The sequence below is a fragment of the Chitinophaga tropicalis genome (assembly GCF_009758205.1).
Taxonomy (GTDB): domain Bacteria; phylum Bacteroidota; class Bacteroidia; order Chitinophagales; family Chitinophagaceae; genus Chitinophaga; species Chitinophaga tropicalis.
On sequence record NZ_WRXN01000001.1, the window covers coordinates 465889 to 479896 of the forward strand.

Consider the following 14008-nt stretch of genomic DNA (forward strand, 5'->3'; position numbering starts at 1 on the left):
GCACTTTATCATATTCCTTTTGTTAACAATAACTTCTTTACGTATGAACGCACAGACAGGAAACTATGCCTCTTTAAACGGCTTAAAGATGTACTATGAAGTTCACGGTAGCGGAAAACCGCTGGTACTGATACATGGCGGAGGCTCTACCATTGAAACTACTTTTGGACACATCCTTCCTCAACTCGCTAAAACCCACCGGGTAATAGCTGTAGAGCTACAGGCCCATGGCCATACTGCCGATATTGACCGCCCGCTGAGCTTCGAACAGGACGCTGACGATGTAGCCGCCCTGCTTAAACAGCTCAATATTCAACAGGCAGACATCTTTGGTTTCAGCAACGGAGGTACTACTGCATTGCAAATAGCTATCCGCCATCCGCAGCTGGTCAACAAACTGGTGCTTGCTTCTGCCACCTGCAAACGTAACGGCCTGGCGCCTGGTTTCTTTGAAGGTATGCAGCAGGCAACACTTGATAATATGCCCGGACCATTGAAAGACGCATACCGGAAAATCAACCCCGATCCCCAGGCGTTAATGGCCATGTTTAACAGGGATGTGGCCAGAATGCTCTCATTTAAAGACATTCCGGATACAGCTATTAAAAGTATCCAGGCGCCCGCATTGGTCATTAACGGTGATGCAGAGGCAATCCTTTCCGAACATGCACTGGAATTATCGCGCACCCTGCCTCATGGCAGACTGGCAATTCTCCCCTCCGGGCATGGTGACTATATAGGAGAGATCTGTGCAGTAGATAAAGGAAGTAAGATGCCGGAGTTCGTGGTAGATATGATAGAATCATTCCTCGGAAAATAGAGAAGGGGGGTACTTCCTTTTGGAAAGTAACGTGGGTCACTTTAGCTCCCGCAATACATACACTAAACATGCTTTAAACATACTCTAAACATGCTTGAAAGATACCTGAAAGTAGAAGGATCTATATAGCAATTGTGCCTGAACCAGGATGAAAAGGAGGAGGAACCCTTCATCGGGGGAACAGCATGCTAAACGGTCAGGATTATGGGGCTGACTTTCAATCCCTTAAAATATTCAGAAAGAAATAGCTTTTGCCTTCGGCAAAAGCTATTTCTTTCTGAAGGAAATTAAAAAACATTTAATTGATAATCAATTAAATACCATCATTTGCGTATTTTTTACAAAATTTATTTTGGATATATGTAGAGCCGCATATATATTTGTGTCATAATTACACAAACCAATGACAACACTAAAGCCCACAGGAGTAATTATCGCCCGGTTTCAGACACCCACCCTACATCAGGGACACCTTGAACTTATCAGACAGGTCAGGGAAAAACATAACAGGCTTATCATTGTTCTTGGTGTCAGCCCCGTAAAAGGCAGCCGTAAAAATCCGCTGGATTACTACACCCGCGAACGGATGCTCAAACAACTCTTCCCCAATGTGATCATCCTTCCGTTAAGTGATCAGGCGCAGGATAAAGTATGGTCCCGCAAACTGGATGAACTGCTCTGCAACAACTTCACCAACGAAACATTTATATTATACGGAAGCAGGGACAGCTTCATACCTTCTTACTCCGGCCGTTTCCCCACAGAAGCGCTTCCTCCCGTACAGGATTTCAATGCCACTGCCCAACGGGAAGCTATCTCTGATAAAGTATTTGATACAGAAGAATTTCGTGCAGGCGTGATATATAATACTTACAATCTCTATCCGAAAGTATATCCTACTGTTGATATAGCCCTTTTCCGCAATAACCGCAGCGAACTGCTGCTGGGCCGGAAACCGGAAGAGCAGGCATGGAGACTGCCTGGTGGCTTTTCCGATCCTACAGACGCAAGCTTTGAAGCCGCTGCAGCAAGAGAATTACAGGAAGAATGCGGAGCAGTAGAAGCAACGCCTATGCAATATGAATGCTCCCTGCTGGTAGACGACTGGCGTTACCGCTCAGAAACAGATAAAATTATCACCACCCTTTTCAGTACAGACCTCATTTACGGAGAGCCCGTTGCTGACGATGATCTGGCCGCTATGCGCTGGATAAAGGTGAACGAAATAAAACAACTTATCACTAAAGGAGAGATCGTATACACACACATCCCCCTCCTGGAAAAATTAGCTGACAAATATTCTACTAACGACTAAACCTAAGAATCATGACAAAGGAAAACCTCATTTTATTAGCTGACGCCTACAAATACTCTCACCATAAACTCTATATCCCCGGCACAGAATATATCTACTCCTATTTTGAAAGCCGCGGTGGTAAATTTGAAGAAACCGTTTTCTACGGATTACAATATCTGCTGAAGGAATATCTCCAGGGGCCGGTTATCACCAAAGAAAAAATTGACGAAGCAGAAGCTACCCTGCTGGAAGTATTTGGCCGTAACGATGTCTTTGACCGTAGCAGGTTTGAGTACATCATTGAAAAACATGGCGGCCGGTTGCCGGTACGTATCAAAGCCGTTCCGGAAGGTACCGTTACCTCCGTCCGCAATGTACTGATGACTATAGAAAATACAGATCCGGAATGTTTCTGGCTCACCAACTTCCTGGAAACACTGCTCATGCAGGTATGGTACCCCTGTACCGTTGCCACTCTTTCCCGCGAGATCAAAAAAGTAGTGAACAGCTACTACAATGAAACCGCCAGCGCACCTTCTTTTGCAGGTATAGACTTTGTACTGAACGACTTTGGTTTTCGTGGTGCCAGCTCTGTTGAAAGTGCCGGTCTTGGCGGCAGCGCTCACCTTATCAGCTTTGCCGGCAGTGATACCCTGATCGGTTCCACTTTCGCTAAAAGATATTACAACGCACCAACTGCACCCGGATTATCTATACCGGCAACAGAACACTCTATCGTTACCTTATTGGGTGAAGAAGGAGAGATAGATATCTTCCGTCACATCCTCAATACATTCCCTACCGGTACTATTGCCTGCGTGTCTGACTCCTACAACATTCTCCGCGCCTGTAGGGAATACTGGGGCACAGAACTGAAAGAACAGATACTGGGAAGAGATGGTACCCTTGTTATTCGCCCTGATAGTGGTGATGCCGTTCAGACCCTGCTCAAAGTGTTTGAGATCCTCATGGAAACTTTCGGATATACCGTAAATGAAAAGGGATATAAAGTACTGCCGCCACAGGTAAGGGTTATACAGGGTGATGGCATAAGTTATTCTTCTATTCCTGTCATCTATGAGGCCCTCAAACAGGCCGGTATCAGTGCAGAAAACCTGGTATTGGGAATGGGAGGCGCCCTGTTACAACGCGTTAACCGTGACACGCAGGAATACGCTCTGAAATGTGCTTTTGCACAGGTGAATGGTAAGGCAATCAATGTTCAGAAAAATCCGCTGGAACTGGATGCTAACGGCAACACCAGGGTATCTTTCAAAAAATCAAAATCCGGTAAACAGAAACTGGTGAAAGAGAACGGCGTTTATAAAACAGTGCCTGAACAGGAAGCCCCTCAACTGCCAGACCAGCTGATCACCGTATTTGAAAACGGAGAGATTGTAAAAACATACGACTTCAGGGATATTAAGCAAGAGGCAACCATCTGATTGTTCGCCATCATTTGTCCCCCTATTATACCGTTTGCCGGAGTTTCCGGCAAACGTTTTTTTATAAAAAAAGGCCCCCTAAAAGTTAGACACTTTTAGGGGGCACTTCAAGTTACTCCGGTCTTTTTTATTTTTCCAGTGAAGTAAGTTTTGTCTCCAATGCTTTAATGGAAGCCTGTTGTGAGATGTTCTCCTTCTTCAGCTCTATTATATAAAGCGTGAGTTCTTCCAGCTTTTTCAGCAATTGTTTATTAATCTCTCCAATATCCTGTCCGTTAGTTTCCACTTCTTTTGCAGAAGGTACTTCGGGCAGGTGTTTGTTAGCCTTAATGTATTCCTCCAGTTCCATAACAGATGGCAGCTCATATCCGGGAGCAAAAACATAGTCAGGCCAGCCTGTTGTTGTTATTTTTAACTTCCGGGCAAGAATTGTACCGTTCACCGCCAGTTTTTCCTGCGGGCTGATAGTACCGATGCCTACGTTTCCAGTGGTATTGGAAATAAAGAAGTTGTCACCGGCCAGGTATGTATCATTCTGTGTCCTGAAGAAAAAGGGTACTTCATAAATTCCGGTGGTTGGTTCAGCCGCAACTTCCATAGCATTAGTCCATGTGGTAGAACCGTCTTTGGAAACAGTATAATAGCCGCCTCCTATGTAGGGCTGTACAAATAAGTAGACAACAAATACCGTAGGGTTAGCACCCACTTCATTAGGTACAATCCTGATCTTTGGAAGAAAGTTTGCAGTTCCGCCATACCTGGAGGCATATGCAGCAAAACCGTGACCAACCGGACCGGTAGATGCAGTGTTGCCTGTTTTAATCTGCAACTCGATATCTGCCTGCTGATTTAACCAGGCATTATACCCCTGGCCGCCATAAAGCCGGATATTAGCCATATGACCATGTTGTGGCAGACTGAGTGTACCTAGTTTTATCCAGGTAGGATTAACAAGATTGACAGCGTTTGTAAATGTATAGGTTGTTTCCTGGGCCTGAGAAGCAAATGAGAGGCTGATGAAAGCCAACAGTACAAGTACTCTTTTCATAGAAAAAGGGAGTTGATATGAAGTGATTACCCCTCAATTTACGGTGCTTTTCCTATTATCTGAACTTAATGACTAAAAAAAGGCCGGAGTAAGATTACTCCGGCCATTAGCTAAACCTACAACTGTTACACTGTTAGTAACTAAAATCTTTATTGCTAATTCAATGTTGCTTCTTCAACTTCCGCAGCATAAGGTGCCACCATGCGCTGACGGATCAGGCGTTTAGCGGAAGGTTTGTTCATTCCCAGGCGGTTCATGGCGCTATCCACTATTCTGTACACTACAGGCACCACTATCAGTGTCAGGAACATAGAACTGATCAGACCACCAATAATCACCCAGGCCAGGCCATTCTTGATAGAGGACACACCACCGGTTGCCAGTGCTATAGGCAACATACCTATCACCATCGCGATGGTGGTCATCAGGATAGGACGGAGACGCGCATTGTTGGCATGTATCAGCGCCTCATTGGTGCTCTGTCCCTGCTCTTTCATCTGGTTGGTGAAATCCACCAGGATGATAGCGTTCTTCGCCACCAGACCAATCAGCATGATTATACCCAGGATGGTGAAGATGTTCAGGGTATTATTGGTAAGCGCCAGCGCCAGCAATGCTCCGATAATAGCCAGCGGGATAGAAAATAATACCACAAACGGGTAAATATAGTTATCGTACAACGCCACCATGATCAGGTACACCATTACGATAGAGATCAGCAATGCAGCGCCCAGCGTACCAAACGAATCTCCCTGGTTCTCTGCATCACCTGCCCATACAAAAGAAACACCTGTTGGCTTACGCAGTTTCTCCAGCGCTGTAGCAAATTCCGTTTGTACAGTACCTGTAGGGCGACCTATCACCAGGCTTTTCACAGATACTGAGGTATTCTTGTCTCTTCTTTCCAGGCGGCTTGGGCCGGAACCTTCGGTTACAGTAGCAAACTGCGACAAGCGTATCAGCTGTCCCTGGTTGTTTACAAACTGTATATTAGATACGTCCTGCAGGCTCTTACGGTTAAAGTCATCGAAACGAAGGTTGATGGCGTACTCGTAATCACCCTGACGGAATTTTATTTTGGAATCGTCGGCAGTTCCGCTGAAAGCTGTTTGCATGGTACCGCCCACATTTTCCAGTGTCAGGCCCAGGGCAGACATTTTATCACGGTCTACCTGTACGTTGATCTCAGGGTTACCTTCCTCTACAGACAATTTCGCATCACTGGTACCATCTATCTTAGCCAGCACCGCTCTCGCTTCTTTTGCATATGCCATTACACTGTCCAGCTCTGTACCTGTTACTACCAGCTCTATCGGCGCATTCTCAGCAGTACCCAGTATACTTACGTTCATCGTCTTCACTTTCACACCAGGCAGGATATTCCTGATCTCTCCCTTCATTTTTGCCGCATAGATATCGGAACCGTCTTTACGTTTTTCAGGATCTACCAGCATTACCGTGATCTCTGATTTGTAAGCGGTAGATTGTGATGTACCCATGCCATCTTCACTGGTCTGACCAACAGTGGTGATCAGACGGGTTACTTCAGGCTTTTTAGACAGGTACTGTTCCGCTTTGCGTGTAGCCTGGTTAGTTTGTTCTACCGATGCGTCTTTCGGCATTTCCAGCACCAGGATGAACTGGCCACGGTCACCTCTCGGAATAAACTCGCCACCAATATATCCTTTGCCAAGCAGCATAAAAGACAGGAACAGCAAGCCAATGGCCACTACCAGGGTAATTGCTTTATGGTTCAGCGCCCATTTCAGGATACCGGTCATCCAGTCGGTGAACTTCTGCAACTGCCTTTCAAACCAGAGAATGAATTTCTCAAAGAGGTTTTTACCTGTAATATGTTCCAGCCTGCCAAAACGGGAGGATAACAGCGGCACGATCATAAAGGATGAGAGCAAACTCAGCATAGTTGAGATCATTACCACCACACAGAACTCCCTCAGGATCATTGATACCAGCCCGCTCGTTAATGAGATGGGCAGGAATACAACCACTATCACCAGGGTAATTGAAGTAACGGTAAAGCCTATTTCTTTCACGCCGTCAAATGCTGCACGTACCCTGTTCTTGCCCATCTCCATATGACGGTAAATGTTTTCCAGTACCACGATAGCGTCATCTACCAGGATACCTACCACCAGTGACAGACCCAGCAGGGACATCAGGTTCAGTGAGAAACCGAACAGCTTCATACCAATAAATGTTGCTACCAGGGAGGCTGGGATAGAGATCATCACGAAAACGGCGCTCCTGATACTGTGCAGGAACAACAGCATTACTGCCGCCACCAGTATTACCGCAATGATCAGGTCATGGATCACAGAGTCTGCAGATTCCAGTGTAAAGTCTGAAGAGTCGTTCGCAATGAAGATCTTCAGGTTGCTGGTTGCATAATCTTTTTCTACACGGGTGATGGCTTTTTTCATCTCCTCGCTCACAGTCACGGCGTTGGCGTCTGTCTGTTTCTGCACCTGCAGGGCAATAGCGTTTGCACCATCCACACGGGCTATACGTTCTACGTCTTTCTGTGCATCCTGCACATCTGCCACGTCGCTCAGGCGTATCTGTGTACCATCTGCTGTTGTTGTGAGAACAAGGTTACGCAGCTGGTCTACATCTTTATACTTACCCGCCAGGCGGATCAGGATCTGCTGGTCTGTTGTTTTCACTTTACCGGTAGGGAAGTCCATGTTAGCATTGGTAACTGTCTGCCTTACCTGGTTAATAGAAAGTTTATATGCCTCAAGTTTATTGGGGTCTATATTCACCTGTATCTCGCGTTCCTGTCCACCTATCAGTGATATCTGCGCCACCCCCGGCAAACGGGATAACAACGGCTGCAGCTTTTTATCTACCAGGTCATAGAACAGTTTACTTTCCATGTTGGCAGTAACTGACAGGGTCATGATAGGCAGGTCAGACAGGGAGAATTTGGTGAGAGACGGCGCCTTTGCATCTGAAGGAAGGTCTGACAGGATAGCGTTCACTTTACGCTGGGCATCCTGCATGGCAATATCAACATTGGCGTCATTATTCAGCTCTACAGTAACGGTAGATAAGCTTTCAGAAGACTTTGACATGATCTTCTTTATCTTCTCCATCGATGCTACTGCATCTTCTATCTTTTTGGTGATAGTGCTCTCTACCTCTTTCGGAGATGCACCGGGATATACGGTTGCAATGGTTACCACCGGCGATTCAAACTTCGGCAGCAGCTCATAACTGAGCGATTTGTAACTCATCACACCCAGCAATGTAAGGATGGTGAATACCACCACCACTATTGTGGGTCGTTTTATGGATACTTCTGTGATCTTCATAGTTGATTATTTTTGCACCGTTACTTTAACTCCGTCTACCAGGTTGATCTGTCCGCTGGTAATAACAGTTTCTCCTTCATTCAATCCTTCCCTGATCTCCACCTTGTCTCCATAAATATGTCCTGCTACTACTTTACGCAGTTTAGCAATATTGTTTTCCATTACATATACCTGGTTGCTGTTTACGCCACCCACAAAAGCGGTGCGTGCTACCAGGATAGCAGGTAATGCATCTTTCATTTCAAAATGAGCAGTACCGTACATACCGGCTCTCAGCTGCTTACCGGTGTTATTCAGCACTTCCATTTCTACCGGGTAGTTGAATGTATTATCACCTTTCGCGGCAATGAAGGTTACACGGCCTTCATAATTCATTTCAGGGAATACGCTGGAAGTCACTCTCACTTTATCTCCTTCCTTCAGGTTCACTACCTGGAACTCCGGAACAGAAACTGCCAGTTTCAGACGGGATACGTCTACAATATCAAACAGTTTATTTCCTACAGAGAGGTAAGCGCCCTGTTCTATATATTTTTTGTTGATCACACCACCTATGGGGGCTTTGATATAGGTATCGCTTACACGGCGGCTGGCTGCTTCATATTTTGTTTTCTGCAGTTCATATTGCAGCACGGCGTCGTCCACCTGCTTTTTAGTTACACCACCTGTTTTAAATGCAGCTTCATATCTTTCTTTATCTACCCTCAGCTGTTCAAGGTTGGTTTTGGCGGCTGACAGGTCTGTACCCAGTATTTCTCCATCTACATGTGCAATGATCTGCCCCTGACGTACTACACTACCTTCATCTACCAGCAGTTTGGTGATACGGCCGGCAGTTTCTGCCAGGTAGGTCAGTTCACGAACGGGCGTGAAGTTACCATTGGACTGAAAGCCCTGTGAAAAATCGGATTTCGCTACTTTCTCCACCAGTACGGGTACTTCACCCGCATTGCTCTGCTTTACAAACTCCGTTTTAGCTTCGTTGGCTTTTTTATTGGCGCCCAGCTTCCACATAATCAATACAACCGCTGCTATGGTCACTATGCTCCAGATGAGGATCTTTTTCATATAATTCTAGTATACAGTTTTAAGTTGTTGTCTGGCCCTTCGGGCCGAACTGAAACACTATCCGTTTTAAGGTAGTATGTTAATTATTTCACCAGGCTTTTAAGATTGCCGTTTGATTTGATGATATCCAGCTCTGCCAGCTTATACTGAAGCAGTGCTTCATTGTAGTTGTTCTGTGCTGATACCAGAGATGTTTCTGCATCCAGCAGGTCTGTCAGGTTAGCCAGGCCAAGGTTATAGTTGTTCTGTGTAGAACTGTATACTTCATTGGCAAGATCTACGTTCTCTCTCTGCGCTTTGATGGTATTCAGATTATTCTGTACCTGCAGTTTTGCATTTTCATACTGGGTATTGAGCTGAAGGGTAGTGGCTTCAACATCTTTTGACAGTTGTCTCAGTGTTACCTCTGACTGCCTTACCCTTGAGCGGCGTGCCCAACCATCGAAGATGGGTATTTTCAGGGTCAGGTTCACTGATGCCATATCATACCAGCTGGCAGTAGAGCCACCTGATTTTGACTTGAGAAGATCAAATTTGTTACTGATACCGTTGTAGGAATAGTTGCCTCCTAATGAAAGGGAAGGGTAGTATTCTGCCTGGTATGCTTTCTTCTGATACTGCTGCAGCTCTTCCTGTTTCTTCAGCAGTCTGTATTCTATCCTGTTATCGAGCGACATGCCACCAAAATCTACTTCGGTAGCTTTGCTTTCAATTTCTTTAAAAGAAGCTTTAGGCAGTTCCAGGCTTGTTGCCACGGGCATGCCCATTTGTTGTTTCAGCTGGTTGGACTGGATCTGGAACTGGTTCTGTGCCTGGGTACGTTGTGTTTTATAGTTGGTCAGGTTTACACGCATACGGTCCAGGTCTATCTTTTTAGCAAGGCCGTTCTCTACCTGGGAAGCAGTGGTTTCCACCAGTTTGGTCATCTGTGCTATGTTAGCGTCCAGTACAGTTATTTTCTCACGGGACACCAGCGCGTTATAATACAATTGTGTTACGTTGTAGATCACAGTTTCTTCACTCTGGTATGTTTGCATAGCGTAGTATTCTTCACCCGCTTTTGCTGCTTTCAGGCCGGTAAATACAGACTGGTCGAATATGGTCTGTGTAAGCGCTCCTGAAACGGCTACGTTATGTTTCGTACCTGCTTTCAGCAATGCTGTAGTTCCCGGTTCACCTCCCAGGAATTCTCCCGGAACAGCCAATACCTGTTGCTTGATGTTGTTGGTATACTGCCCCTGTGCGCTTACCTGTGGCAGCGCTCTGGCTCTTACTTCACTGGTCTTGTAGCGGCCCATGTCTTCTTCCATGCGGGTGCGCGCCAGTTGCTGGTTATTTGCCAGTGCATATTTCAGGCATTCCTGCAGCGTCAGTTCCGATTGCGCATAGGAAGTATAGCCCCCTATTCCCATTAAGAGAATAAGCGTTAACATTATCCTTTTCATCCGTATGTGTACTTTGATTTTTGTTCCTGTCGGTCCTTCTTACCTGAAGGGGAGCTCCTGCCGGAGCAACAGATGTTTTTTTAGTTGTTGGCTTTAATTTTCAAGTATCTGCAGATGTTTCTCTGCAATCTTACGTCCTTTCTCTGTGCTGATACCAAGTACGAAGTTCATGGTGATCTGTTCAATCACTTCGTGCATGTTGAACTTTGCGCCGGGAAACTGATGCTGATCAAACACCGTTTCCAGTTGTAGCTGGCGCATACGCGCTACTATATCCAGTCTTAGGTCCTTTCTGTATATTTCTTCTTTTATTCCTCTCTGCAGGTTTGCTGTAATTGCCTGTAGCAGGCAATCTTCCTGGAATGTTTCTATCTGTTTCCAGACATTAGGGAGATACTTCTGCAACTCATACAACATGACCGGGTTTATCGTTTTACCCAACATCACCATGTATTCTCCCTGTTTCATCAATTCTTCAATAGCATTGGCAGAATGCTGACGGAAATCTGTCAGATGCTGTTCATGTCCATCCTGGACAAACCGCATCCCTTCCTGCACCAGTTCTTCTTTGTCTTTAAAATGTTCATATACCGTTTTCTTCGACACCCCGCTCTCCCTTGATATATCAAACATCGTTACACTCTTAATACCATACATTCTGAACATCCTTAACGCCGTTTCCAATATCCGTTCTTTAACTGGCATCTTTCCTGTTTAATGTTTCCTAAGTCCTCTCATGAAAATTTCCGTCAGCAGTTTCTGCTGTGCTATTATTCTTCCAAATTGTTCTTCGTCTATGTCCTGTATCCTGTCTGTAAAACAATCCATTCTTGTAAACCTCAGTCCTTCCATGGCATGATGGTAAAGTTCTGCTATTTCACGCGCATCTCTCTTTTCAAACTCTCCCGTAGCCATGCCTTTCTCAAATATCTTTGTGAGCATCTTATATTCCCGCTCAGCCAACTCTGCTATTATCTTCTGGATATCTTCAGATTTGTCTGTCAGTATCTTGAACAGTTCCAGGCGTCTGAACCGCTCAACGAACTGTTTTTTGATCTCAATGATGTTCTGCAGAATGTCCGTGGCTGAAGAGCCATTCTCCGCTTCTGCCTCCTGTTCTTCATAAAAAGCTATCCCTGTCTTCACCAGCACTGCGTTATGGAGCGCTTTCTTGTCAGAGAAGTAATAATATAACGATGCCTTTGAGCAGTGCAGATCGTCTGCAATCTCATTCATGGTGGTTTTACCCGCACCATAATGCATGAACCTCTTTAAAGCCGCGTCAAGGATCTTCTCCCTCATTTCATCTTTGGTCTCAGCAAGCATTAACTTTTTGACTTTTTAAGTTTCTGGGTCAAAAATAGGAACTTTTCTATTAATAGTGAAACAAGTTGACCATTTAACAATACATTAACTTTCTGAACTTAAAAGTCAGAAAGTAGAAAAGTCAAATTACCATAAATGATAATCAATCGATTATACAATTATTTGTCCTGAATATCTCGTAGTAGTCTGAATTTTCATTGCCGGCGGTTACATATTTTGATATCTTATTTTCGGCCCTTAGCAGACAGATTTCCGGTATACATCCCGGAAAAACGACTTTGGCAGGATAAGGCATTCCATTTGCATTACTTAGTTCAAAATCAATCTATATGAAAAAGTTAATGCTCATGCTGATTGCCATTACAGGCTTTACAGTTACAACAAGGGCTCAGGTAAGTGTAAGTATCAATATAGGTTCACAGCCGGCGTGGGGACCTGTCGGATATGATTATGTAGATTATTATTACCTGCCGGATATTCAGACATACTATTACGTTCCTGAGCGTGTATACATCTACAGGAACGGCAATGCCTGGAAAAGGTCCAGGTCTTTACCTTCCCGCTATGCCAGCTATAATGTGTACACCGGTCATAAGGTGGTGATCAATAATGTTGACAGGCCTTACCTCCATCATGACAGGTATATGAATGAATATTCAGGGTTCAGGGGTAAACATGATCAGGTATCTATCAGAGACAGTAAAGAAGAGAAGTACTTTGTAAACCGGGGTCATCCCCAGCATGGCCAGTGGAAAAAAGACCATGGCAATAATGGTAATCACGGCAATAAAGGAAAGGGAGGAAAGAAAAACAGGGATAGGTAATACCGCAACACAAACCTTATAGAAAGAAGGCCGCCCCATCCGGGACGGCCTTTCTTCCTTTTATTTATCCTAGCTTGCCATTTAAGATCTATTTCAGTTTCTCCAGCGCAGCTTTCAATTGTGCAATCATTGCAGGGATCTCTTCCTTCACGCAGGTACCAACGCTCAGGCGGTACCATGGAGAGTTCTTGGCTGAACCGAAAGCGTAGAAAGGCACCAGGCCCAGTTTAGCTTCGTCCAGGATATAGGAAGTAACAGCAGCCTGATCTTCCAGCTTTTTACCATCTGCAGTGGTTTTACCCACCAGGTCAATTTTCAATGTCAGGTAGATAGCCGCCTGTGGTGCAACTGCATCTACAGGATGACCCGCTTTTTTCAGGCTGTCAAATCCTTCGTAGATCTTTTGCAGACGCTCTTCTACTTCTCCTTTGAATTTCTTCAGGTAAGCGTTCACTTCGTCTTTACGGCGCAGGTAACGGGCAGCTGCATGCTGTTCTGCCATAGGGCTCCAGGCGCCTACGTGAGACAGGATAGCTTTCATTTTGCCAATTACATGTGCAGGTCCCAGTGCCCAGCCTACTCTTACACCGGTAGCGGCAAATGCTTTACTCATACCGTCTATGAAGATGGTATAATCCCTCAGCTCAGGACGCAGGTGTACAGGAGAATAGTGCTGTGTTTTACCGAAGGTGAGCACCCAGTACATCTGGTCAAACAGGACATACAGTGGTTTTTCTCCGGCGCCACGGCTTTTGTTTTCAGCAATTACCAGGTCGCAGATCTCTTCCAGCTGCTGCTTGCCAAAGGTGGTACCTGTTGGGTTCTGCGGAGAGCAAAGCGCCAGCAGGGTAGCTCCTTTCAGTAAAGGCTTCAGTTCAGCCGCAGTAGGCATAAAGTCATTTTCCGGTTTTGTTTCCAGCACTACGTGCTCTGCCTCAAGAAAATGAGTATAGTGATTATTGTTCCAGGATGGTGTGGCATATACAACCTTCTCACCTCTGTCTACAATAGTTCTGAAAGTGGCATAGATAATAGGACGGCCGCCGCAGGAGATAACTATTTCCCTGGTTGGGTCGTAGGTGAGCTGTTCATGTTCTGAAATGAACTCGCCCACTGCTTTTCTCAGATCAAGAATACCGTCTGCAGGAGGGTAGTTGGTCAGTCCTTCTTTATAGGCTTTTATGATCTCTTCCTCAAATTCAGCCGGAATAGGGAATACCTTGGGGTCAAAATCCCCAATCGTAAAATTGTAGATCTTCTCGCCCTTGGCCTGCTTCTCCTTTATCTCACCGGCCAGCTTAATAATTTCAGACCCGATCAACGTTTCGGCTAAATGAGACAGTTTCATAACCCAAAAGATTTTAGTTTTTAAAAATTATTTTTTTGCGCCCGCAAAGCTA

Annotated in this window: 11 protein-coding genes; 4 read left to right on the forward strand and 7 right to left on the reverse strand. The window is 45.2% G+C overall.

Annotated elements, in window-relative coordinates:
* The first annotated feature begins 43 nt into the window (after positions 1-43).
* The 3 genes from GO493_RS01950 to GO493_RS01960 all read left to right on the forward strand — a co-directional run bounded on the left by GO493_RS01950 (position 44) and on the right by GO493_RS01960 (position 3562).
* Positions 44-820 carry an alpha/beta fold hydrolase gene (locus GO493_RS01950; protein WP_232538718.1) on the forward strand — a complete coding sequence of 259 codons (777 nt, stop codon included), beginning with the start codon at positions 44-46 and terminating at the stop codon, positions 818-820.
* A 403-nt stretch (positions 821-1223) separates the two neighbouring features.
* Positions 1224-2135: an NUDIX domain-containing protein gene (locus tag GO493_RS01955; protein ID WP_157304376.1), complete on the forward strand. Its 912-nt coding sequence runs from the start codon at positions 1224-1226 to the stop codon at positions 2133-2135.
* Positions 2136-2146: 11 nt separating this feature from the next.
* Positions 2147-3562: a nicotinate phosphoribosyltransferase gene (locus GO493_RS01960; protein WP_157304377.1), complete on the forward strand. Its 1416-nt coding sequence runs from the start codon at positions 2147-2149 to the stop codon at positions 3560-3562.
* A gap of 127 nt (positions 3563-3689) precedes the next feature.
* Here the strand turns inward: GO493_RS01960 and GO493_RS01965 are convergent, their stop codons facing one another.
* The 6 genes from GO493_RS01965 to GO493_RS01990 all read right to left on the reverse strand — a co-directional run bounded on the left by GO493_RS01965 (position 3690) and on the right by GO493_RS01990 (position 11784).
* The gene (locus GO493_RS01965; protein WP_157304378.1) at positions 3690-4610 is read right to left on the reverse strand and encodes a hypothetical protein; all 921 of its coding nucleotides are present in this window, start codon (positions 4608-4610) and stop codon (positions 3690-3692) included.
* 155 nt (positions 4611-4765) lie between these two features.
* Positions 4766-7945, reverse strand: a complete 3180-nt coding sequence (locus GO493_RS01970; protein ID WP_157304379.1) for an efflux RND transporter permease subunit — start codon at positions 7943-7945, stop codon at positions 4766-4768.
* Positions 7946-7951: 6 nt separating this feature from the next.
* A complete protein-coding gene (locus tag GO493_RS01975; protein ID WP_157304380.1) occupies positions 7952-9013 on the reverse strand; it encodes an efflux RND transporter periplasmic adaptor subunit in 1062 nt (353 codons plus the stop codon).
* 83 nt (positions 9014-9096) lie between these two features.
* The gene (locus tag GO493_RS01980) at positions 9097-10458 is read right to left on the reverse strand and encodes a TolC family protein (RefSeq protein WP_157304381.1); all 1362 of its coding nucleotides are present in this window, start codon (positions 10456-10458) and stop codon (positions 9097-9099) included.
* A 93-nt stretch (positions 10459-10551) separates the two neighbouring features.
* Complete coding sequence (locus GO493_RS01985; RefSeq protein ID WP_157304382.1) at positions 10552-11163, reverse strand: TetR/AcrR family transcriptional regulator; 612 nt, start codon at positions 11161-11163, stop codon at positions 10552-10554.
* A gap of 9 nt (positions 11164-11172) precedes the next feature.
* The gene (locus GO493_RS01990) at positions 11173-11784 is read right to left on the reverse strand and encodes a TetR/AcrR family transcriptional regulator (protein WP_157304383.1); all 612 of its coding nucleotides are present in this window, start codon (positions 11782-11784) and stop codon (positions 11173-11175) included.
* Positions 11785-12113: 329 nt separating this feature from the next.
* On the opposite strand from GO493_RS01990, the gene GO493_RS01995 reads away from it, so the two are divergent.
* A complete protein-coding gene (locus GO493_RS01995) occupies positions 12114-12608 on the forward strand; it encodes a hypothetical protein (protein WP_157304384.1) in 495 nt (164 codons plus the stop codon).
* 88 nt (positions 12609-12696) lie between these two features.
* Here GO493_RS01995 and GO493_RS02000 read toward each other — a convergent pair whose 3' ends face one another.
* A complete protein-coding gene (locus GO493_RS02000; RefSeq protein ID WP_157304385.1) occupies positions 12697-13956 on the reverse strand; it encodes a pyridoxal phosphate-dependent aminotransferase in 1260 nt (419 codons plus the stop codon).
* Between the last annotated feature and the right edge of the window lie 52 nt (positions 13957-14008).

Excerpts from the sequence above, each read along its gene's own strand:
- GO493_RS01970 (WP_157304379.1), bottom strand. The coding sequence starts at position 7,945 with ATGAAGATCACAGAAGTATCCATAAAACGACCCACAATAGTGGTGGTG.
- GO493_RS01955 (WP_157304376.1), top strand. The coding sequence starts at position 1,224 with ATGACAACACTAAAGCCCACAGGAGTAATTATCGCCCGGTTTCAGACA.
- GO493_RS01960 (WP_157304377.1), top strand. The coding sequence starts at position 2,147 with ATGACAAAGGAAAACCTCATTTTATTAGCTGACGCCTACAAATACTCT.
- GO493_RS01975 (WP_157304380.1), bottom strand. The coding sequence starts at position 9,013 with ATGAAAAAGATCCTCATCTGGAGCATAGTGACCATAGCAGCGGTTGTA.
- GO493_RS01985 (WP_157304382.1), bottom strand. The coding sequence starts at position 11,163 with ATGCCAGTTAAAGAACGGATATTGGAAACGGCGTTAAGGATGTTCAGA.
- GO493_RS01965 (WP_157304378.1), bottom strand. The coding sequence starts at position 4,610 with ATGAAAAGAGTACTTGTACTGTTGGCTTTCATCAGCCTCTCATTTGCT.
- GO493_RS01980 (WP_157304381.1), bottom strand. The coding sequence starts at position 10,458 with ATGAAAAGGATAATGTTAACGCTTATTCTCTTAATGGGAATAGGGGGC.
- GO493_RS01950 (WP_232538718.1), top strand. The coding sequence starts at position 44 with ATGAACGCACAGACAGGAAACTATGCCTCTTTAAACGGCTTAAAGATG.
- GO493_RS02000 (WP_157304385.1), bottom strand. The coding sequence starts at position 13,956 with ATGAAACTGTCTCATTTAGCCGAAACGTTGATCGGGTCTGAAATTATT.
- GO493_RS01995 (WP_157304384.1), top strand. The coding sequence starts at position 12,114 with ATGAAAAAGTTAATGCTCATGCTGATTGCCATTACAGGCTTTACAGTT.
- GO493_RS01990 (WP_157304383.1), bottom strand. The coding sequence starts at position 11,784 with ATGCTTGCTGAGACCAAAGATGAAATGAGGGAGAAGATCCTTGACGCG.